At 73.5% G+C, this 19,650-nt stretch carries 15 protein-coding genes; 8 read left to right on the plus strand and 7 right to left on the minus strand.

Annotation, left to right across the window (positions count from 1 at the left end; all coding sequences use genetic code 11):
* Nucleotides 1–330: 330 nt before the first annotated feature.
* Nucleotides 331–933 (minus strand): TetR/AcrR family transcriptional regulator, encoded by a 603-nt coding sequence (locus ACZ4VT_RS26120; protein WP_467953148.1) that lies wholly within the window; start codon nucleotides 931–933, stop codon nucleotides 331–333.
* Between the two features lie 127 nt (nucleotides 934–1,060).
* Between ACZ4VT_RS26120 and ACZ4VT_RS26125 the strand changes: the two genes are divergently transcribed.
* Nucleotides 1,061–2,452 carry a purine-cytosine permease family protein gene (locus ACZ4VT_RS26125; RefSeq protein WP_467953150.1) on the plus strand — a complete coding sequence of 464 codons (1,392 nt, stop codon included), beginning with the start codon at nucleotides 1,061–1,063 and terminating at the stop codon, nucleotides 2,450–2,452.
* 59 nt (nucleotides 2,453–2,511) lie between these two features.
* A complete protein-coding gene (locus ACZ4VT_RS26130; RefSeq protein WP_467953152.1) occupies nucleotides 2,512–4,170 on the plus strand; it encodes an amidohydrolase in 1,659 nt (552 codons plus the stop codon).
* A 577-nt stretch (nucleotides 4,171–4,747) separates the two neighbouring features.
* Here the strand turns inward: ACZ4VT_RS26130 and ACZ4VT_RS26135 are convergent.
* The gene (locus tag ACZ4VT_RS26135) at nucleotides 4,748–5,818 is read right to left on the minus strand and encodes a DUF3533 domain-containing protein (protein WP_467953154.1); all 1,071 of its coding nucleotides are present in this window, start codon (nucleotides 5,816–5,818) and stop codon (nucleotides 4,748–4,750) included.
* A 156-nt stretch (nucleotides 5,819–5,974) separates the two neighbouring features.
* Between ACZ4VT_RS26135 and ACZ4VT_RS26140 the strand changes: the two genes are divergently transcribed.
* The 3 genes from ACZ4VT_RS26140 to ACZ4VT_RS26150 all read left to right on the plus strand — a co-directional run bounded on the left by ACZ4VT_RS26140 (nucleotide 5,975) and on the right by ACZ4VT_RS26150 (nucleotide 11,627).
* Nucleotides 5,975–9,613, plus strand: coding sequence for a DNA polymerase III subunit alpha (locus ACZ4VT_RS26140; RefSeq protein ID WP_467953156.1), 3,639 nt, complete (start codon nucleotides 5,975–5,977; stop codon nucleotides 9,611–9,613).
* The gene (locus tag ACZ4VT_RS26145; RefSeq protein WP_467953158.1) at nucleotides 9,610–10,608 is read left to right on the plus strand and encodes a DNA polymerase Y family protein; all 999 of its coding nucleotides are present in this window, start codon (nucleotides 9,610–9,612) and stop codon (nucleotides 10,606–10,608) included. Before ACZ4VT_RS26140 ends, ACZ4VT_RS26145 begins: the two co-directional genes overlap by 4 nt.
* A gap of 158 nt (nucleotides 10,609–10,766) precedes the next feature.
* Complete coding sequence (locus tag ACZ4VT_RS26150) at nucleotides 10,767–11,627, plus strand: esterase/lipase family protein (RefSeq protein ID WP_467953160.1); 861 nt, start codon at nucleotides 10,767–10,769, stop codon at nucleotides 11,625–11,627.
* A gap of 46 nt (nucleotides 11,628–11,673) precedes the next feature.
* Here ACZ4VT_RS26150 and ACZ4VT_RS26155 read toward each other — a convergent pair whose 3' ends face one another.
* Complete coding sequence (locus ACZ4VT_RS26155; protein ID WP_467953162.1) at nucleotides 11,674–12,741, minus strand: lytic polysaccharide monooxygenase auxiliary activity family 9 protein; 1,068 nt, start codon at nucleotides 12,739–12,741, stop codon at nucleotides 11,674–11,676.
* A gap of 411 nt (nucleotides 12,742–13,152) precedes the next feature.
* Between ACZ4VT_RS26155 and ACZ4VT_RS26160 the strand changes: the two genes are divergently transcribed.
* Complete coding sequence (locus tag ACZ4VT_RS26160) at nucleotides 13,153–13,518, plus strand: hypothetical protein (RefSeq protein WP_467953164.1); 366 nt, start codon at nucleotides 13,153–13,155, stop codon at nucleotides 13,516–13,518.
* A gap of 45 nt (nucleotides 13,519–13,563) precedes the next feature.
* On the opposite strand, the gene ACZ4VT_RS26165 is transcribed toward ACZ4VT_RS26160, so the two are convergent.
* Nucleotides 13,564–14,046, minus strand: a complete 483-nt coding sequence (locus tag ACZ4VT_RS26165) for a ribonuclease FAU-1 family protein (protein ID WP_467953166.1) — start codon at nucleotides 14,044–14,046, stop codon at nucleotides 13,564–13,566.
* On the minus strand, nucleotides 14,043–15,020 hold the full coding sequence (locus ACZ4VT_RS26170) for a GNAT family N-acetyltransferase (protein ID WP_467953168.1): 978 nt from the start codon (nucleotides 15,018–15,020) through the stop codon (nucleotides 14,043–14,045). The genes ACZ4VT_RS26165 and ACZ4VT_RS26170 overlap by 4 nt, the downstream gene beginning before the upstream one ends.
* Before the next feature lie 70 nt (nucleotides 15,021–15,090).
* Between ACZ4VT_RS26170 and ACZ4VT_RS26175 the strand changes: the two genes are divergently transcribed.
* On the plus strand, nucleotides 15,091–15,480 hold the full coding sequence (locus ACZ4VT_RS26175; protein ID WP_351589090.1) for a GntR family transcriptional regulator: 390 nt from the start codon (nucleotides 15,091–15,093) through the stop codon (nucleotides 15,478–15,480).
* Between the two features lie 104 nt (nucleotides 15,481–15,584).
* Here ACZ4VT_RS26175 and ACZ4VT_RS26180 read toward each other — a convergent pair whose 3' ends face one another.
* A complete protein-coding gene (locus tag ACZ4VT_RS26180) occupies nucleotides 15,585–16,682 on the minus strand; it encodes a DUF5925 domain-containing protein (RefSeq protein WP_467953170.1) in 1,098 nt (365 codons plus the stop codon).
* 205 nt (nucleotides 16,683–16,887) lie between these two features.
* On the opposite strand from ACZ4VT_RS26180, the gene ACZ4VT_RS26185 reads away from it, so the two are divergent.
* Complete coding sequence (locus ACZ4VT_RS26185; RefSeq protein WP_467953253.1) at nucleotides 16,888–17,688, plus strand: SGNH/GDSL hydrolase family protein; 801 nt, start codon at nucleotides 16,888–16,890, stop codon at nucleotides 17,686–17,688.
* On the opposite strand, the gene ACZ4VT_RS26190 is transcribed toward ACZ4VT_RS26185, so the two are convergent.
* Nucleotides 17,658–19,373, minus strand: a complete 1,716-nt coding sequence (locus ACZ4VT_RS26190) for a serine/threonine-protein kinase (RefSeq protein ID WP_467953172.1) — start codon at nucleotides 19,371–19,373, stop codon at nucleotides 17,658–17,660. The genes ACZ4VT_RS26185 and ACZ4VT_RS26190 overlap by 31 nt on opposite strands.
* Nucleotides 19,374–19,650: the final 277 nt, after the last annotated feature.

Here is a 19,650-nt window from a genome sequence, read left to right on the forward strand (position 1 = left end):
GTCGTCACGGAGATTGTGCTCGCTGGGGGAGGAGCGCGGTAGGGCGCACTTCGTGCGAAATTATTGTGAAAGCCTTCACGAGGGTGCGGCCGCCTTTGGTCCTCTGGTATATGCCCAGGTCAAGAAGGGGGTCGCAGGGGTGTGAACGGGCGTGAACGAGGGTGAACGGCCCTTCGGTCTGACCGGAAAGGGCTTTTTCGGCACGGATGCTTCCGCTTTTACGCGTCGAATTGCGGCATCAGGCTGAGGCGCCGGGAAAAAGCCGGTCGCGGTCCGGTCCGGTTCGAAATGAAGGAGTCGGATGCGCCGGGCCCGATCGGCGAGACACCGCTAGGGCGCCGGGATCAGCAGGGCGGCCGCCGAGCGCGCCTGCCGCAGGGCCCGGGCCCGGTCCGCGCCGCGCTGCCCCAGTACGACCCGGGTGCTCAGGCCGTCCAGGAGGGCGAGCAGCTCCGAGGCCCGTTCGGGCACGTCCAGGGGGGCGAAGCGGCCCTGCTCCACGCCCTTGGCGAGGAGCGCCTCCAGGTCCCGCTGCCAGCTCTCGTCGATCTCCTCCTGCGCCGCCTTCAGCGGCTCGTTGGAGGCGGTACGGGCCCACAGCTCGATCCAGAGCGTCCAGCGCGGGTCGCGCGGGCCCTCGGGGAGGTAGAGCTCCAGGTACTGGTCGAGCTTGCGCGCGGCCGTCACCCGGCGGCCGAGCAGGGCCCGGCGCGCGCCGGTGAGCTGCTCCTCGCTCCAGCGCAGGGCTTCCAGCAGGAGCCGGTCCTTGCTGCCGAAGTAATACAGGATGTGGCCGCCGCTGGTGCCGAGCCGCTCGGCCAGGGCCGACATGGTGAGCGCCGCGAGGCCGTCCTCCGCGATCGCCGCCATGGCCTCTTCCAGCATCCGCTCCTGGGCGATCCGCCCGTCGCGCCGCCGCGCTGCTCCCGCCACCGCTCCCGCCCTCCGGATCTTCCTGGGCCGACCTTATCCCGGACAGGGTCTTGACGGGGTCGAGGTCCAGCCCTCATCTTGAATGCCATTCAAGAAGTTAGAACGGCGTTCAAGATCAGGGGCGTACATGGCACAGCAGGAGACAGTCGACGTCGATGAGGTGTTCCGAGTCGAGACGCACGGCATCGATCCCATCCCCGACGCCGAACGCCACGGCAGCGCCAAGGACCTCTTCTGGCTCTGGTTCGGCTCCAACCTCACCTTCACCTACGTGATCAACGGCGCCCTCGCCGTCGCCTTCGGGCTCTCCTTCTGGCAGGCCACCGCCGTGGTCGTGATCGGCGGACTGTCCTTCTTCGCCATCAGCGCCGCCGGGCTCAGCGGCATCCGCACCGGCACCGCCACCCTGGTCATCTCCCGCGCCGCCTTCGGCGTCCGCGGCAACTTCCCCGCCGGCGTCCTCAACTGGGTGGTGAGCATCGGCTACACCATCGTCAACACCGTGGTCGGCACCCTCGCCCTGGAGGTCTTCTTCGCCGAGATCGGCTGGCAGGGCGGCACGGCCGGCCGCGCCGCCGCACTCCTCGTCACCCTCGCGCTGACCTTCGCCGTCGCCATGTGGGGCCACGCCACCGTGCAGTTCGCCGAACGCCGGATGGCCTACGTCCTCGCCGCCGGCTTCGGCGTCCTGCTCCTCTTCGTCCTGCCCGGCGCCGACACCGCCGCCGCGGCCACCGCCCCCGGGCTGTCCGGCTGGAGCCTCGCCTTCGTGGTCATGTTCGCCGGACCGTTCTCGTACGTGCCGATGCCCGCCGACTACACCCGCTACCTGCCCCGGACCACCTCGCTGCGGTCCCTCACGTGGATGGGCGCCCTCGGCGGCTTCGTCTCCTCCGTGGCCCTCGGCGTCGCCGGTGTCGCCGCCGCCACCCAGACCGACATGACCGACGCGGTCGCGGGGGCCGAGAGCCTGCTGCCCGGCTGGTTCCAGCCGCTGTTCCTGGCCCTCGTACTCGGCGGCTCCGTCACCAACTCGATCATCACGCTCTACTCCTCCAGCCTGAACCTCCAGGTCCTCGGCATCCCGTGGAGCCGCGCCCGCGCCATCGTCATCAGCGCCGCCGTCACCGCCGCCGGCTCGCTGGCCGCCCTCTTCCTCACCGACTTCACCACCTCCCTGCTCTCCTTCCTCTCCCTCCTGATCATCGTCTTCGCCCCCTGGGGCGGGGTCTTCCTCGCCGACATGCTGCTGCGCCGCTGCCGCTACGACTCCGACGCGCTGCACGCGGGCCGCACCGGCGCCTACTGGTACCGGTCCGGCTACCACCCGGCCGGCATGGCCGCCCTGCTCGCCGGCATGGCCTTCGCCGCCCTGACCTGCGACTCCGAACTGTGGACCGGGCCACTGGTGGCCCCGCTCGGCGGCGCCGACCTCACCCTCCTCGGGTCGGTCGTCTCCGGGGTCGCCTACTGGGCCCTCACCCGGCGCCGGGTGAGGGCGTACGCCCCGGCCGCCTGACCGGCCCCCGGTCACTCGGCCGCCCGTACGACACGTCACACGCAATGGAGCACCCTCACATGGCACGCCACCCCTTCCCCGCCGACCTGCTGCTCACCGGAGCCCGCATCCACACCGTGGACCCGGACCTGCCCGCGGCCGAGGCCCTCGCCGTGCACGACGGCCGGATCGTCTGGCTCGGCCCGGACCACGAGGCCGCCGCCTGGGCCGGCCCGGACACCGAGCGGATCGACGCGGGCGGGAAGCTGGTGCTCCCCGGCTTCATCGACGCGCACAACCACGTCCGGCTCGGCTCGGACGACGCCTGCGTGCAGCTCGCCGGGGTGCGGACCCTGGAGGGCATCCACGAGCGGATCCTGGCCTGGCGGGAGGCCAACCCGGACGCGGAGTGGATCGAGGCCGAGGCCTTCGACTACTCCGCGATCCCGGCCGGCCGGATGCCGTGCGCCGCCGACCTGGACCCCGTCACCGGGGACACCCCCGCGATCGTGCTCTCGTACGACGTGCACACGGCCTGGCTGAACACGGCGGCCATGCGCCGGCTGGGCGTCTCGCGGGACCGCACGGACCTCCCCTTCGGCACGGCGGCCGTGGACCCGAAGACCGGCGAGCCCACCGGATTCGTCAAGGACTTCGCCATCAAGGGACTCTCGCGCGACGGCCACCGGGCGCTGCGCGACCTGGGCGTCCCGTGGGCCTCGCCGGACCGGCAGTACGGGCGGCTCGCCAAGAGCCTCGACGACGCGATCGGCTTCGGCATCACCACGGTGGTGGAACCGCAGAACTCCCTCGACGACCTCGCCCTCTACGAGCGGGCCCGGGCGGAGGGCCGGCTGCGCTCGCGGATCGTCGCTGCCCTGTTCCACCCGCGCGGCACCACCGAGGAGGAACTCGACGCCTTCGCGGCGGCCGCCCGCACGTACGCGGGAGAACGGCTGCGGGTCGGCCCCCTCAAGCTCTACATCGACGACGTGGTGGAACCGCGCACGGCCGCGCTGCTGGAGCCGTACGCGGGCTGCGGTCACCACCGCGGCGAGACCTTCTACCCGGCCGAGGAGTTCGCGGAGCTGCTGGCGGGACTGGACGCGCGCGGCTTCCAGTGCTTCGTCCACGCCACCGGCGACAGGGGCATCCGGACCGTCCTGGACGCGGTGGAACACGCCCGGTCGGTCAACGGCCCGCGCGACGCCCGCCACCAGGTGGTCCACGTGGAGTGCCTCGACCCGGCGGACGTCCCGCGCTTCGCGGAGCTGGGCGTGGTCGCCTGCATGCAGCCCAGGCACTGCGCACCGGAGATCGCGGGCCCCGGCCAGGACTGGGCGGAGAACGTGGGCGAGGACCGCTGGCACAAGGCGTGGCCGATGCGGAGCCTGCACGAGGCCGGGGCGGTGCTGGCGTTCTCCAGCGACTGGAACGTGGCGGAGATGGACCCGATGGTCGGCATCTACACGGCGGTGACGCGCCGCCCGCTCTCCGGAGCCGGCCCGGCCTGGCAGCCGGCCGAGACGGTGGACGTGGCGACGGCGGTACACGGCTACACGATGGGCTCCGCCCACGCCAACTTCCTCGACGGGGAGCGCGGTTCGCTCACGGTGGGCAAGGTCGCGGACTTCGTGGTCCTCTCCCGCGACATCCTCACCGTCCCGGCCGACGAGATCCCGGGCACGGTGGCCGAAACGGTGGTGGTGGCAGGCGAAATCGTCCACGGAACGTCCTGACCCGCCCCCCCGATGCGCCCCCCACTACCGGGGCTCCGCCCCGCCCACGTGCACTCGCGCTTGATCTCCGGATCGAGGGCGAAGAGGGAGTCGGGGACCGGGGCCGGGTGCCCGAAGTCCAGGCTGCGGCCCGTGCCGTGTCCCCTGCGGGGGGCTCGGCGGTGTGTGGCTGGCCCCCTGCGGGCGGTTCGAAGGTGTGGGTCGGTGCCCCGCACGAGGGTCTCCTCGGCTCGCGCCTGCGGGGATGGTCCAGTGGTGCGGCCTGGGTTGCGCGCTCGTCCTGCGGGGACCCTCCTGCGTGTCCCCGCCCCACGCATGGGCTTCGGCGGCGGCGGGAGGGGAGTGGGGACGTGGCGGGGTGTCCCCGCAGGACGAGCGCGCAACCCGGGCCGAACGGCCGGGACAGGCCCGCAGGCGCGAGCCGAGGAGACATCCCGGCGCGGCACCACGGACCGACCCCTACCGACAAGCCCGCCGGAAACCCTGCCGAGCCGCCCGCAGGGCAAACGGCCGAGGAACGGCTCCGCCGACGGGGCCGCCGGAAGTCCTGCCGAGCCGCCCGCAGGGCAAACGTGGGTCAGTCCGGGAGGCCGCTGCCCACGGCGGGGCCCGGGCGGCCCTTGCGGAGCACCGCGCAGGCCAGGGTGATCGCCGAGCCGACCACCGCCCAGGCGGCGAGCACCAGCATCGGGCCGCCCGCGCCGTTCCCCCGGAAGTACGTGATGGAGCGCGCGGCGTACGTGCCGGCGCCCGGCGGCAGGGCCGGGCCGATGGCGCTCCAGAACGGCGGCAGCAGCGGGTACGGGTAGGCGCCGCCGGCGCTCGGGTTGCCGAGCACCACCACCAGCAGGATCGCCAGGCCGATGCCGATCACGCCCGCCAGCCCCTGGAAGGCGAGGGTGATCGCGCCGACCGCGAAGACGACCAGGGTGCCCAGCCCCCACAGGCCCATGATGGTGCCCGGCAGGGCGCCCAGGATCGGGCCCGCGATGACCGTGCCGAGCAGCCCGGCGGCGATCGCGTACGAGAGCAGCGCGCCGAGCCGGATGACGGCGCGGTGTCCGTTGGCGGGCCGGGCGCCGGCGCTGATCGCGAGGATCGCGGCGCACAGGTAGCCGCCCACGCACCAGCCGATGACCAGGTAGAAGGAGCTGAGGCCGCGGCTGTCGCCCTTGCCGGCCGGGGCCACGTCGGTGACCCGCAGGGTCCGGCCCTGGGTCTTCTCGACGAAGCCGACGACCTCTTCCACGGCCTGGGACAGCGAGGCGCCGGCGCCGGAGGCGACCAGCAGCCGGTCGGTCTTGCCGCCCGGGTCGACGATCAGCGCGGCGTCGACGTCCCGGTGCCTGACCTGGTCGAGGGCCGCGGCCTCGTTCTTGACCATGCGGGGGTCGAGCGGTTCGCCGGGCAGGGCGCCGAGCTGCTTCGCCGTCTGCTCGGCCACCGGCGCGAGGGGGGCGGTCACGGCGATCGGGATCTCGCTGGGCTTCGGATGGTGGAAGGCCCCGATGTACGAGGTGATGAAGGCGAGCTGGAGGACCAGCACCCCCAGGACCAGCAGGGCTGCCCGGGTGGTCACGGCGTCCTTGACCTCGGCGAGGAAGCCTGCGGACGGGCCTGCGCCGGTGCTCTCGGTGGGCTGGGTCATGTTCCACACGCTCGGCGTACCGGGGGCGGGGCGCAGCAGGGGAGGGCCGAATGGATGACCTCGGAGGATCGAACAAGTGTTTCGCACGAATATTCGAATTGCTCTATGGTGGGGAGGGGGGAGGAGGTGTTCAACGAGCGAAGCAGGAGGCCGCGGGTGCCTGGTTTTACGCATCTGCACACCGTTTCGGGGTTCTCCATGCGCTACGGAGGCTCACACCCCGAACGGCTGGCGGAACGTGCCGCCGAGCGGGGCATGGACGCCCTCGCCCTGACCGACCGCGACACCCTCGCGGGCGCGGTGCGGTTCGCCAAGGCGTGCGTGAAGGCGGGCATCCGGCCGTTGTTCGGGGTGGACCTGGCCGTGTCGTCTCCGGTGGGGTCGGCCGGGTCGGGGGGCTCGGCCGGTTCCGCCGGAGGCGGCACGCGTCCGGGTGCCGGCGGATCCGGATCCGGATCCGGATCCGGGTCCGGCGGCCGGGCGGGCTCCGCCGAGGCCTCGTACCGCCGCCGCACCCCCGTCAAGGGCGGGGCCTTCGTCGACGAGTCCGCCGCGCGGGCCGTCTTCCTGGCCCGGGACGGCGCCGCCGGATGGGCCGAGCTGTGCCGGATGGTCACCGCCGCCCACGCCGGCGCCGACGCCGGCGAGCCCGGCCGGACCGGATCCGACGGCGCCGCGTCCCCGCGGGTGACCGGCGGGCAGCCGGTGCTGCCCTGGTCGGCCCTGCGCGGGGAAGGCGTCTTCGTCCTCCTCGGCCCCGGCTCCGAAGTGGGGCGGGCGCTCGCCGCGGGACGCCCCGACCGGGCGGCCCGGCTGCTCGCGCCCTGGCGGGAGGTCTACGGCGATTCCCTGCGCCTGGAGGCCGTCCACCACGGCCGCACCGGCACCGGGCCCGGCTCGCTGCGGCTGGCCGCCCGTACCGTCGGCTTCGCCGCCGAACAGGGCGTCCCGGCCGTGCTCACGAACGCCGTCCGCTACGCCGACCGAGGCCAGGGCCCGGTCGCCGACATCCTCGACGCGGCCCGCCGCCTGGTCCCCATCGACCCCCGCGGGCCCCTCGACACCGGCGAACGCTGGCTCAAGGACCCGGCCGCCATGGCCGAGGCCGCCGACCGCATCGCCCAGGCCGCCGGCCTGCGCCCCGCCGACGCCAGGCGCCTGCTCGCGGAGACCTCCCGTACCGCCGGGGCCTGCGCGGTGGACCCCGAGGACGACCTCGGCATGGGCTCCGTGCACTTCCCCGAGGCCCGGCTCGTCGGCGCCGCCCACCGCAGCGCCCAGCGCGTCCTCGCCTCCCGGGCCTCGGCGGGCATGGTGCTGCGCGGGTACGCGGACGACCGCGCGTACTGGGAGCGGATGCACCACGAGCTCGACATCATCGCCTATCACGGTTTCGCCTCGTACTTCCTGACGGTCGCCCAAGTGGTCGACGACGTACGGGAGATGGGGATCCGGGTGGCCGCCCGCGGCTCCGGCGCCGGCTCCCTCGTCAACCACCTGCTCGGCATCGCGCACGCCGACCCCGTCGCGCACGGCCTGCTGATGGAACGCTTCCTCTCCAAGCGCCGGCGCGTCCTGCCCGACATCGACATCGACGTGGAGTCTGCCCGCCGGCTGGAGGTCTACCGGCGCATCATCGACCGGTTCGGCACCGAGCGCGTCGCCACCGTCTCCATGCCCGAGACCTACCGGGTCCGGCACGCCGTCCGCGACGTCGGCGCCGCCCTGTCCATGGACCCGGCCGTCATCGACCGGCTCGCCAAGTCCTTCCCGCACATCCGGGCCCGCGACGCCCGCGCCGCGCTGGCGGAACTCCCCGAACTGCGTGACGTACGGGGGGAGTCGTACGGGCGGCTGTGGGAGCTCGTCGAATCGCTGGACGCGCTGCCGCGCGGGATCGCCATGCACCCGTGCGGGGTGCTGCTCTCCGACGCCTCCCTGCTCGCCCGCACGCCCGTGGTGCCCACCAGCGGCGAGGGCTTCCCCATGTCCCAGTTCGACAAGGACGACGTGGAGGAGCTCGGGCTGCTCAAGCTGGACGTGCTGGGCGTACGGATGCAGTCCGCCATGGCGTACGCCGTCGCGGAGGTCCGGCGCGGCACGGGCGAGGAGATCGACCTGGACGACCCGGCGCAGGTGCCGCCGGGGGACCGGGCCACGTACGAGCTGATCCGCTCGGCGGAGACGCTCGGCTGCTTCCAGATCGAATCGCCGGGCCAGCGCGACCTGGTGGGACGGCTGCAGCCGTCGACCTTCCACGACCTGGTCGTCGACATCTCCCTCTTCCGGCCGGGTCCGGTGGCCGCCGACATGGTGCGGCCCTTCATCGAGGCCCGGCACGGGCGGGCACCGGTCCGCTTCCCGCACCCGGACCTGGCGGACGCGCTGCGCGAGACGTACGGGGTGGTGGTCTTCCACGAGCAGATCATCGAGATCGTGCACGTCATGACCGGCTGCGGGCGGGACGAGGCCGACCGCGTGCGGCGCGGCCTGTCCGACCCGCAGTCGCAGGCACGGATCAAGGTCTGGTTCGCGGCGAAGGCGGGCGGGCGCGGCTATCCGGTGGAGGTGATCGCGCGGACCTGGGAGATCGTGGAGGCCTTCGGCAGTTACGGCTTCTGCAAGGCGCACGCGGTGGCCTTCGCCGTGCCCACGTACCAGTCGGCATGGCTGAAGGCGCACCACCCGGCGGCCTTCTACGCCGGGCTGCTGACCCACGATCCGGGGATGTACCCGAAGCGGCTGCTGCTGGCGGACGCGCGCCGGCGGGGCGTGCCGGTGCTGCCGCTGGACGTGAACCGGTCGGCGGCCGCCCCTCGTATCGAACTGGTGTCCGATGCTGCCGTCCGGGCGGTGTGGGGGCTGCGCCTGGGCCTGTCCGACGTCCACGGCATCAGCGGGGCCGAGGCCGGCCGGATCGAGGACGGGCAGCCGTACGCCTCCCTGCGCGACTTCTGGGACCGGGCGCACCCGGGCCGCCCGGTCGCCGAACGGCTGGCACAGGTAGGGGCGTTGGATGCCTTCGGCGCCAACCGGCGTGATCTGCTGCTGCACTTGACCGAACTGCACGGCGCCCAGCGGGCGGCCGGGGTGCGCGGCCCCCAACTCCCACTGGAGGGCGGCCGGTCCACGGCCTCCGTCGGGCTGCCCGACCTCACCGAGGCGGAACGGCTCAGCGCCGAGCTCGGCGTACTCGGCATGGACGCCTCGCGGCACCTCATGGGGGACCACCACGCCTTCCTGGCCGAACTGGGAGTGGTCCCGGCGAACCGGCTGCGGGACACCGCGCACGGGCAGACCGTGCTGGTCGCGGGGGCCAAGGCAGCCACCCAGACCCCGCCGATCCGGTCCGGGAAGCGGGTCATCTTCACCACCCTGGACGACGGGACTGGCCTGGTCGACCTGGCCTTCTTCGACGACAGCCACGAGCGGTGCGCGCACACCGTCTTCCACTCCTTCCTGCTGCTGGTACGGGGTGTCGTGCAGCGGCGGGGCCCGCAGAGCCTGAGCGTGGTCGGGGCGGCGGTGTGGAACCTGGCGGAGCTGGTGGAACTGCGGGCGGCGGGCGGCCTGGACGCGGTGGCGGCCCGGCTCGCGGCCGAGCCGGCCACCCCGGGCGGCGACGGCGACGGCGACGGCGGTGACCGTGCGGCAGGGGAGGAACGGGCCCCCGAGCGCCGGATCCGCATGCCCACGGGGTACGAGATGAACCCGTGGGCCGACCTCCAGCCCCCGGGCACCGGCCCCGCGACCGGCCGCAAGCTGTGGCACTCCAGCCCGGGGAGCGCGGGATGAGCACCGTGATGTGCCTGCGGCTGCGCCCCGCCGGCGGGGGACCGCTCGGGGCCGAGGCGTACGCCGGGGTGCTCGCGCTGCTCGGCGGGATCACCCCGGCCGTGCAGGCCCTGGCGCCCGACACCGCCCTCGCCGATGTGCGGGGCGCGCTGCGCTACTTCGGCTGCGACGCCCGCCGGCTGGCCGCCGTGGTCCGGGTCAGGTCCCTCGCCCTGTACGGCGTGGACGCCGCCGTCGGCGTGGCAGGCAACCCCATGCTGGCCCGGGCGGCGGCCCGCGAGGCCCGGCCCGGGGACACCCTGGTGATCCCCGACGAGCCCGCCGCCGTAAGGGAGTTCCTGGCGGGCAAACCCGTCACCGTCCTCGACGGGGTCGGCCCCAGGGCCGCCCGCACCCTGTGCTCCTACGGCCTCGACTCCGTCGGCCGGGTCGCCGGGGCCCCGCCCGCCGCCCTGCGGCGGATCCTCGGCGCCCGGCTCGGCCGCGAGGTGCACGAACGCGCCCTCGGCGTCGACCGGACCCCCGTCCGCCCGGGCGCGGCCGCCCGCACCATCGCCGCGGAGCGGCTCTTCGACCGGGACGAGCTGGACCCCGTACGGCACCGGCGGGCGCTGCTCTCGCTGACGGAGGAACTGGGCGCCCGGCTTCGTACACAAGGGCCGGACCGGGGGCAGGTCTGCCGGGCCCTCTCGCTCACCGTCCGCTGCGCCGACCGCACCACGCTCACCCGCACCCGCACCCTGGCCGAACCCACGGCGCATTCGGCCACCCTGACCGCCGCGGCCTACGCCCTCTACGAGGGACTCGGCCTGCAACGGGCCCGGGTCCGCGCGCTGTCCCTGCGGGCCGAGGGCCTGACCCCGGCCGAACGGGCCGTGCGGCAGCTCAGTTTCGACCCCGGGGACGAGAAGGCCCGCCGGCTGGAAGCCGTCACGGACCGGGTCCGCGCGCGCTTCGGGCCGCAGGCCATCGCCCGCGGCTCGCTGGCCGCCTGACGGCAGATCGGACGACACGCGAGTTTTTACCGACGCGTAACTTCCCTGTGTTGCTACTCACCCGTAATTTAGCGGCAGCAGCGCCCCCTTGTGATCCGGATCACGGGACGAACCCCCACGCCCCATCCCCTTGAGTCGAACCGCAAGGAGATCACACGATGCTGCCCTGGAGACGCCTGCTCCGCCCGCTGGCCGTCCTCGCCCTCACCGCCGCCGCGCTCGTCGCCCCCACCGGCGCAGCGCAGGCCGCGTCCGCCCCCAGCAGCGGCTGGAACAACTGGTCGTGCAAGCCGTCCGCCGCGCACCCGCGCCCCGTCGTCCTCGTCCACGGCACCTTCGGCAACTCCGTCGACAACTGGCTCGGACTCGCGCCGTACCTCGTGCACCGCGGGTACTGCGTCTACTCCCTCGACTACGGGCAGCTGCCCGGCGTGCCCTTCTTCAACGGGCTCGGCCCCATCGACAAGTCCGCCGGCCAGCTCGACGTCTTCGTCGACAAGGTGCTCGCCTCCACCGGCTCCGCCAAGACCGACATCATCGGCCACTCGCAGGGCGGCATGATGCCGCGCTACTACCTGAAGTTCCTCGGCGGCGCCGAGAAGGTCAACGCGCTGGTCGGACTCGCACCCGACAACCACGGCACCACCCTGCTCGGATTCACCAAGCTCCTCCCGTACTTCCCCGGGGCCGAGGACCTGATCAGCACGGCGACCCCGGGCCTCGCCGACCAGATCGCCGGATCCGCCTTCCAGCAGAAGCTGAACGCGGGCGGGGACACCGTGCCGGGGGTGAAGTACACGGTGATCGCCACCAAGTACGACGAGGTGGTCACGCCGTACCGGAGCGCGTTCCTGGACGGGCCGAACGTACGGAACGTCGTACTCCAGGACCTGTGCGTGCTGGACCTCTCGGAGCACGTCGCCATCGGACTCACCGACCGGATCGCCTGGCACGAGGCCCTCAACGCCCTCGACCCGGCGCACGCCGAACGGACCACCTGCGCCTCCGTCTTCGACTGACGGGCGGCGGCGGGCGGTCCGCGGCGTTCACCGGTGCACGGGTGAGCTAGCGGCCGTGGCGGCCTGCCGTCGTCGCACGGCGGCGGGCCAGTCCGAACAGCACGGCCGCGCCGACGGCCAGGGCGCCGGCCCCGGCGATCGCGATCGCCGGGGTGGCGCCGTTGCCGCCGGTCTCCGCGAGGTTGCTGCCGGCAGTGGACTGCGAGGGGAACGGGACGGCGGCGGCGGTGCTGCCGTTCGTCTTCGGGTCGTTGTCGCCGTGGCCGTTGTGCTCGACGGTGGACTTGTCCGCACCCGCGGCGATCTGCTGGTCCGTCGGGGCCGAGGGCTGGTCGGACGGCTTGTCGGACGGCTTGGACCCGGTGCCGGTGCCGGTGCCGGTGCCGGGCTTGGCACTCGCCGACGCGGACGCCGCCGTGCTGGGCGTGCCGCTGGGCGTGCCGCCGCCCCCGTTGCCGCCGCCCCCGTTGTCCTTGCCGAAGACCACGTCCGAGCAGGTGTAGAAGGCCTCCGGACTGTCCGAGCGCCGCCAGATGCTGTAGATCAGGTGGCGGCCGGACTTGTTCGGGACGGTCCCCGAGAAGACGTAGTCGCCGTTCTGCATGCCGGGGTCCGTGGCCTTCGCGAACGGCGCGGGCTCCAGGTCGGACCACTTCAGCGGCTTCGTCGGGTCGTACCCGTCCTTCGTCACGTACAGCTCGAAGGAACCCTTGTGCGGGGCCGTCCCCTTGTAACGGAAGGTGTGCGCACCGGCCGTCATCGGGCTGGCCGGCCAGTCGGCCCGGGCCAGGTCCAGCCCCTGGTACTTGTCGTTGCCGGCGGAGCACAGCTGACCGTTCGGGATCAACGCCTGGTGGTGCCCGGCCGCGTTGGCGATGTTCACGGCGTTCCAGTCGTAGAACGCCTGCGCCCCGCTGGACGCCACGGCCGCTTTGCAGGCCGCCGACTTCGGCGACTCCGGCCCCTCCGCGTAGCACGCCGCCACCCGGCTGACCGGGTCCGTCATCGAGCCGTGCGCGACCGCGGGAGCGGCGGCGTAGGCGGCCAGCGCCAGCGGGGCGAAACCCGCGGAGGCGATACGGGTCAGCGTCACGGTACGGCGGCGTGCGGGCATGGGTGGATCTCCTTCGGGCACAAGGCAGGGGCGCGCCAGCGGAACGGAATCGGGCCCCGCGGCGCCGCCCCCCGGCGGCGCCACGTGCGGCCCTTCCTGTCCTGGCCCGGCCAAGCTAGCCCCCCGCACCACGCCTTTCGCCTGCTCCGACCCCCTGGAGCGGATCCTTAGGATCCCCTTAAGGCAGGGACAAGAGCCGCCTCAGGAAGCGGGCTCCCAGGGCCTTCCACGCCAAGGCTGGGGGCTGAATTCACGAGGCGGGCCTGCCCCGAGAAGCGATCCAGGAGCACACTCTGCACGGTGCCCAGGCCGGACGGGCTCGTTACGGTCCTCTTGAGGGTGGGTGAGGACGGGCTCGGGAAGCGGGCTTCGCGTGGGTTGGGGGCCGGGTGTGGGGGCTACGCTCCGGGGATGAGGCGAGCAGAGGTTCTCAAACGAGTCATCGGCATCCTCACGGAGGCCCAGGAGATCCGCCGGGCGGCGGAGGCAGGCGAGGACGACGACGGCCCGGAAACGGATACCCGCGTGGTCACGAACCTGCTGAACGAGATGCTGCCCTCGATCAGCGTGCCGGCCGACTCGTCCCCCGAGCAGGTCGCCCGCCTGGTCGCGCAGGCCCTCGGACCCGCCCTGCAGACCATGGTCGCCGGGTTCAGCCTGGCCTTCACGAGCCTCGCCATCGAGCACGACAGCGGCCAGACGGACGTCTCCGCGATCGAGGTCCTGCAGCGGCTCGCTCTTGAGGTGGAGGCCGGGTTCTTCGACGAGGACGCGTAGGCCGGGCGGGGCGGTACGGGTAGCGACCTGCCGCGCCCGGCCGTCCTACGGGAGGAGGGCGCGCAGGCCGGCCGTCGAGCGGGCCTGGTCGTCCAGGGCGTCGAGGGCCCGGACGGCCTGGGCGGCCGCCTCCGGGTCGCTCTCGGCGAGCCCGCTCTCGGCGAACTCGTCCTCGTCCAGCCGCAGGACGGACGTTCCGTCCGCCGAGACCCACAGGTCGAGGTCCAGGTCCTCCACGAGGATTTCCCCGGCCCGCACCAGGGCCGGGCGGGTCACGTCGCAGTACCAGCCCTTGAGGACGCCGTCGCCGGTCCACACCTCCTTGACCGCGTACCAGCGCGTGCGCCAGAAGTGCTCGACGAACACGTCGCCCGGCTCGAAGCGGACGAAGCCGAAGTCCCGCACGCCCTCGGCCGCCCAGGGGGCGCGTACGGAGATCCGGTCGCCGTCGTCGGCGACCCGCGCCGCCGGATAGCGGATCTTGGTCCGTCCGGCCTTGGTCAGGACGACGGTCAGCTGCTCGGTCACGGTGTCTCCCGCTCCTTCGTGCGTTCCTGCGCGCGTTGCTTCGTGAGTCTCTTCGTGTAGCGCGTCTCGGTCGCGCGGATCTCGTACCCGAACCCCTTGTTGACGGCCAGCATCGGAGCGTTGCCGGCGTCGTTGCCGGTGAAGGCCTCGGTGTACCCGGCCGTGCGGGCCCGGTGCAGGGACGCCGTCTTGGCGAGCTTGGCCAGCCCCCGCCCGCGGAAGGCGCGCAGGGTGCCGGTCATCCCCGAGGCGTAGCGGGTGGCGCCGTCGGTCCGGGCGAGAGTGAAGGCGGCCACCACCCCGTCGACCAGCACGACTGTGGTGAGCTCCTTGTCGAGGGAGGGGATGTTCCACGTGTGCCTGAGCCAGTCCTCGTAGTCGTCGAACTCGGCAGCGATGTCACCCGGTTCGTCGGCCATCGTCTCGGCGTCGGCCTCGAAGAGCGGCCGGGGGCCGGCGGCGAAGGCCGAGCCCGGACGCAGTTCGACCCCGGCCGGCAGCGGCTGCGGGAGCGCGGGCAGCGCGGCCGCTGCCAGGTCCAGGCGCAGGAAGTGCGCGGACCGGCTGGGGCGGTAGCCGCGCCGCTCGGCGAAGGCGCGGTGCGCGGGCTCGTCGAGCACCCAGGCGTACGCGTCAACCGCGCCCCGCGCCGCGAGGTGCTCCTCGGCCGTGCGGAGCAGGAGCAGGCCGGCGCCCAGACCCCGGTGGGCCTGGGCGACGTACACGTTGACGTACCCCTGGCCGGGCTCCGGGCTGTCGTGGGCGATACCGGTATCGGCCGTGCCGACGACCTCGCCGCCCGGGGTCTCGGCGACGAGGACGCGGTGGTGGCTCGCGGGGTGGGCGCAGGACAGCTCGTAGGCCACGTCCTCGGCGGTGCTGATCATGAAGGGCAGGACCGCACGACGGACGCGCACGACGGACGCCGCGTCCGAGAGGTCGCCAGGGCGGAGGTCGCGGATCGATGCGATCATGCGGCAGACGCTACGGGCGCTTTCGCGCGGACGCCTCCCAATTAACCGGCGATGGGGGACAATCACCCGCGTGACCTCGACAAACCTGAAGATCACTCTCGACGGCTCGGCCGGGTCGGCCGCCCCGTACGAACAGCTGCGCGCGCAGATCGCGGACCGGGCCCGATCGGGGAAGCTGCCGGCCGGCTTCAAACTGCCGACGGTACGGGGGCTGGCGGAGGAGCTCGGGCTGGCCGCGAACACCGTGGCGAAGGCGTACCGGGCGCTGGAGGCGGACGGGGTGATCGAGACGCGGGGCCGGAACGGGACCTTCGTCGCGGCGGCGGGCGAGGGGGCCTCCCGCGAGGCCGCGTCCGCCGCGCAGGCCTATGCGGAGCGTGCCCATCGGCTGGGCCTCACCCAGGCCGAGGCGGTCGCGGCCGCCACCGAAGCCCTCCGGGCCCGGTACGCCGCCCGCTGACGGCCGGCGCTCCGCCCCGGACCCCCTGCGGGGCTCCGCCCCCCCCGGACCCCCTGCGGCGCTCCGCGCCCGCGCCTCAAACGCCGGCGGGGCTGAGGCGCCGGCTACAGGTACAGCCCCGCCTCCGAGCTGTGCGGCTGCGGCGGCAGGATCGCGGCAGGGCCCGCGCCGCGCCGCAGGGCGAAGAGTTCCGCCAGGCTGGCGCCCTCGCGGGAGACGCCCTCGTCGGTCCCCAGCCAGTCCACCGCCTCCCGGTGGGTCAGCCGGCCGACCTCGATGCGGGCCAGGCAGCGCCCCGGCCGGACCACCGCCGGGTGGAGCCGTTCCAGGTCCTCGTTGGTCGTCACGCCGACCAGCACGTTGCGGCCCTGCCCCAGCAGCCCGTCCGTCAGGTTCAGCAGCCGTGACAGCGCCTGCCCCGCGGTGTGCCGCGCCTCGCCGCGGATCAGCTCGTCGCAGTCCTCCAGCAGCAGCAGCCGCCAGCGGCCCTTCGACGTGCCCTCGTCCTCGCCGATCGCGATGTCCATCAGGTAGCCCACGTCGTTGAACAGCCGCTCCGGGTCCAGTACGCAGTCCACCTGGCACCAGTCCCGCCAGGACCGGGCCAGTGTGCGCAGGGCGGAGGTCTTGCCCGTGCCCGGCGGACCGTGCAGCAGGAGCAGCCGGCCCGCGATGTCGTCCGGGGTCACCTTCATCAGCCGGTCCATCGCCCCGGCCACCGGCGCGGTGTAGTTCGGCCGCACCTCCGCCCAGGTCCCGGCGGCGATCTGGCGGGTCGTCCGGTACGGTCCGCGGCGCGGGGAGACGTACCAGAAGCCCATCGTGACGTTCTCCGGCTGCGGTTCGGGTTCGTCCTGCACCCCTTCCGTGGCCTCGCCGAGCACCTTTTCCGCGAGTTCGTCGCTGATCGCCGTCACGGTCACGTCCGCGCCGCGGCTCCAGCGGGAGACGAGCACGGTCCAGCCCTCGCCCTCGGCGAGGATGGCGCTGCGGTCGCTGTCGCGCGCCGAGCGCAACACCGCGGCCTCCGGCGGCAGGAGGGTCGCGTCCGCCTTGACCCGCTCGATCGACACGCTGTGCGAGTACGGCTGCTCACCGGAGGCGAACCGGCCGAGGAACAGCGCATCGACGACGTCCGACGGCGAGTCGCTGTCGTCGACGTTGAGCCGGATCGGCAGCGCGTCATGCGGGTTGGCTGGCATGGCGCCCATGATCCGGCACACCGTGCCCTCGTGCACCCGTGTTTCGCCGGATCGGGTGGCCAAGTTCCCTCTTCAAACGCATGCGGAGTGAAGATTCGGGCCGCGATCTGCTCCGAACATTCTTGGCATGGACACTTCCAGCCAGCCTCGGTTGCTTGTACCACGGACTCAGGAGTAACCCCCACAAGGAGCCGCACACATGAGCATGAGACTGTCGCGCTTCGCTGCCCTCACCTCCTCCCTGTTACTCGCCGCGGGCGCCGCCCTGTTCGGCGCCTCCCAAGCCACCGCCGCCGCCGACTTCGGCTACGTCGCCCTGGGCGACTCGTACTCCTCCGGCGTCGGCGCCGGAAGCTACGACGGCGCGAGCGGCAACTGCAAGCGCACCCCCCGCGCCTACCCGGCCCTCTGGGCCGCCGCCCATTCCCCCCAGACCTTCTCCTTCACCGCCTGCTCGGGCGCTCGTACGGACGATGTCCTCGCCAACCAGCTCACCCCGCTCAACTCCGGCACCGACCTGGTCAGCATCACCATCGGCGGCAACGACGCCGGATTCTCCGACGTCATGACGACCTGTGTGCTCCAGTCCGAATCCACCTGCGTCAGCCGCGTGAACCAGGCCAAGGCCTACGTGGACTCCACCCTCCCCGGCCGGCTCGACCAGGTCTACAACGCCATCGACAGCCGGTCGCCCGCCGCCCGGGTCGTCGTCCTCGGCTATCCCCGCTTCTACAAGCTGAGCGGCACCTGCACCACCGGCCTCACCGAGGGCGAGCGCGCCGCCATCAACGGCGCCGCCGACCACCTCAACGCCGCCATCGCCAAACGCGCCGCCGACCACGGCTTCACCTTCGCCTCGGTCGCCGGAGCCTTCACGGGCCACGAGATCTGCTCCGGCAACGCGTGGCTGCACAGCGTCAACTGGCTGAACATCGGCGAGTCGTACCACCCGACCGCCGCCGGACAGTCCGGCGGCTACCTGCCCGTCTTCACCAGCGCGGCCTGATCCGCCCGGCCGGCCGCGGGGCTCGCCGCCGCGCTCGCCGTGGGCGAAGGTGGTGACGTGCTCGCCGCGGGGGAGGAGGGCCCGGCGGTCGGGTTCTCCTTCCCGCACGTCACGGAGGTGGCCACCCACCGGGTGGTCACCTCCGCCGGCTTGCGCACCTCCAGCCGGACCTCGTCCTCGAAGGTCGCGTCCGGGACGTGCGCGAGCTCGAAGTGCTCCAGCTGCCGGCTCCGCGGCCCGCCCGCCTCGTACGTGACGGACTGCCAGCCGGGGCCGGAGGTCCGCCCGCTGCGCGTGGCCCAGCGGTACTCCAGCACCACCGGGATCCGCTCCACCTCGACGGTGGCGGTGAAGGCGGGCGCGTGGTCCTCGGGCGGCGGACAGCTGCCCGTGTAGGCCGAGCGCACGGCGACGACGTACACCGAGAGGTGCTGCCCCGCGGTGGCCGAGGCGGAAGCCGAGGCCGAGGCCGAGGCCGGCGGCGAGGCGGACGGAGCGGCCGAGGGGCTCGTGGTGACGGTCTGGGCCGTGGTCGCCGCGCCCGTCGGAACCCCCGCGCCGCCGCCGCGGCCGTCCGAGTCCCCGCGGTCCTTCAGCAACACCCATCCCAGCGCGACCAGGGCGAGCGCCAGTACCGCGATCCCCGCGGCCAGCACCAGCCCGGCCCGGCCCTCGCGCTCCGGTGCGGGTACGGGCATCGGCGGCGTCGGCTGCCCGTACGGAGCCGCCGGTGCCCCCTGCGTGCCGAACGCCCCCCGGCCCGGCGGTACCCCGCCGCCCCGCGGCTCGTGCCCGTGGTGCGCGACGGCCGTCGGTGAGTCCGGGCCCGACACCGGCCCGCCGGAGGCCCGTACGGACCCGCCCGCGCCCACCACCCGCAGCATCCGGGCCGCCTCCGCCGCGGGCAGCCGCTCGGCCGGGTCCTTGCGCAGCAGCCCCTCCAGTACGGGCTCCAGCGGCCCGGCCCGGCGCGGCGGCGGCAACTCCGCGTCCACCACGGCCCGCAGGGTGTCCAGCGGCGTGGCCTGCCGGAACGGCGTGACCCCCTCGACGGCCGCGTAGAGCATGACCCCGAGCGACCACAGGTCCGACCCCGGTCCCGGATCGCGTCCCAACGCCCGTTCGGGCGCGAGGAATTCGGGGGAGCCGACCACCTCGCCCGTCATGGTGATCGCGGAGGAGCCCTCCAGGCTCGCGATCCCGAAGTCGCTGAGCACCACCCGGCCGTCATTGGCGATCAGCACGTTGCCCGGCTTCACGTCCCGGTGCAGCACCCCCGCCTCGTGCGCGGAACGCAGCGCGGCCAGCACCTGTTCCCCGATGTGCGCGGCGCGCTGCGGGCTCATCGGCCCCTCGGCCTCCAGTACGTCGGCCAGCGAGAGCCCGCGCACCAGCTCCATCACGATCCAGGGCCGCCCGTCCTCGGACGCCACGTCGTAGACGGTGACCACCCCGCGGTGCGAGACGCGGGCCGCGGCCCAGGCCTCCCGCTCCAGCCGCCGGTACATGCGCTGCAGTTCGGCGGGGTCCAGTCCGGCGGGTGCCCGTACCTCTTTGACGGCCACGTCGCGGGCCAGCACCTCGTCCCGGGCCCGCCACACGATGCCCATCCCGCCGCGGCCGATCGGTTCGAGCAGCCGGTAGCGCCCCGACACGACGCGATCGGAGTTCGATTCCTCACTCACACGGGCCCCCCGAGTGCGTCACCGTGCGCCCGCGTGTCATCGGGCGATCACTCCAAGTTAGCGCAGTGCGCGCCAAGTGGCTCCGGTCGTGACGGGACCCGCGGCGCGACCTTCCGCAGCGTCACGTCTGTGCGGAGAGTGACGGTCGACTCCGCTGAGTAATCGTCAACTACCCGTCCCCATAGGGGTAATTCACACCACCGGGATACCCGGGGGCGACGCGGGGGCGATAGGGTTAACCTGCCCGGGCCGGGTGCCCTCGTACGGGTGGGGAGAG

Source organism: Streptomyces sp. NPDC029164 (assembly GCF_055563995.1).

Bases quoted from the DNA above. Each gene is read 5' to 3' on its own strand.
- ACZ4VT_RS26125 (WP_467953150.1), top strand. From the start codon at position 1,061: ATGGCACAGCAGGAGACAGTCGACGTCGATGAGGTGTTCCGAGTCGAG.
- ACZ4VT_RS26130 (WP_467953152.1), top strand. From the start codon at position 2,512: ATGGCACGCCACCCCTTCCCCGCCGACCTGCTGCTCACCGGAGCCCGC.
- ACZ4VT_RS26135 (WP_467953154.1), bottom strand. From the start codon at position 5,818: ATGACCCAGCCCACCGAGAGCACCGGCGCAGGCCCGTCCGCAGGCTTC.
- ACZ4VT_RS26145 (WP_467953158.1), top strand. From the start codon at position 9,610: ATGAGCACCGTGATGTGCCTGCGGCTGCGCCCCGCCGGCGGGGGACCG.
- ACZ4VT_RS26150 (WP_467953160.1), top strand. From the start codon at position 10,767: ATGCTGCCCTGGAGACGCCTGCTCCGCCCGCTGGCCGTCCTCGCCCTC.
- ACZ4VT_RS26155 (WP_467953162.1), bottom strand. From the start codon at position 12,741: ATGCCCGCACGCCGCCGTACCGTGACGCTGACCCGTATCGCCTCCGCG.
- ACZ4VT_RS26160 (WP_467953164.1), top strand. From the start codon at position 13,153: ATGAGGCGAGCAGAGGTTCTCAAACGAGTCATCGGCATCCTCACGGAG.
- ACZ4VT_RS26170 (WP_467953168.1), bottom strand. From the start codon at position 15,020: ATGATCGCATCGATCCGCGACCTCCGCCCTGGCGACCTCTCGGACGCG.
- ACZ4VT_RS26180 (WP_467953170.1), bottom strand. From the start codon at position 16,682: ATGCCAGCCAACCCGCATGACGCGCTGCCGATCCGGCTCAACGTCGAC.
- ACZ4VT_RS26185 (WP_467953253.1), top strand. From the start codon at position 16,888: ATGAGACTGTCGCGCTTCGCTGCCCTCACCTCCTCCCTGTTACTCGCC.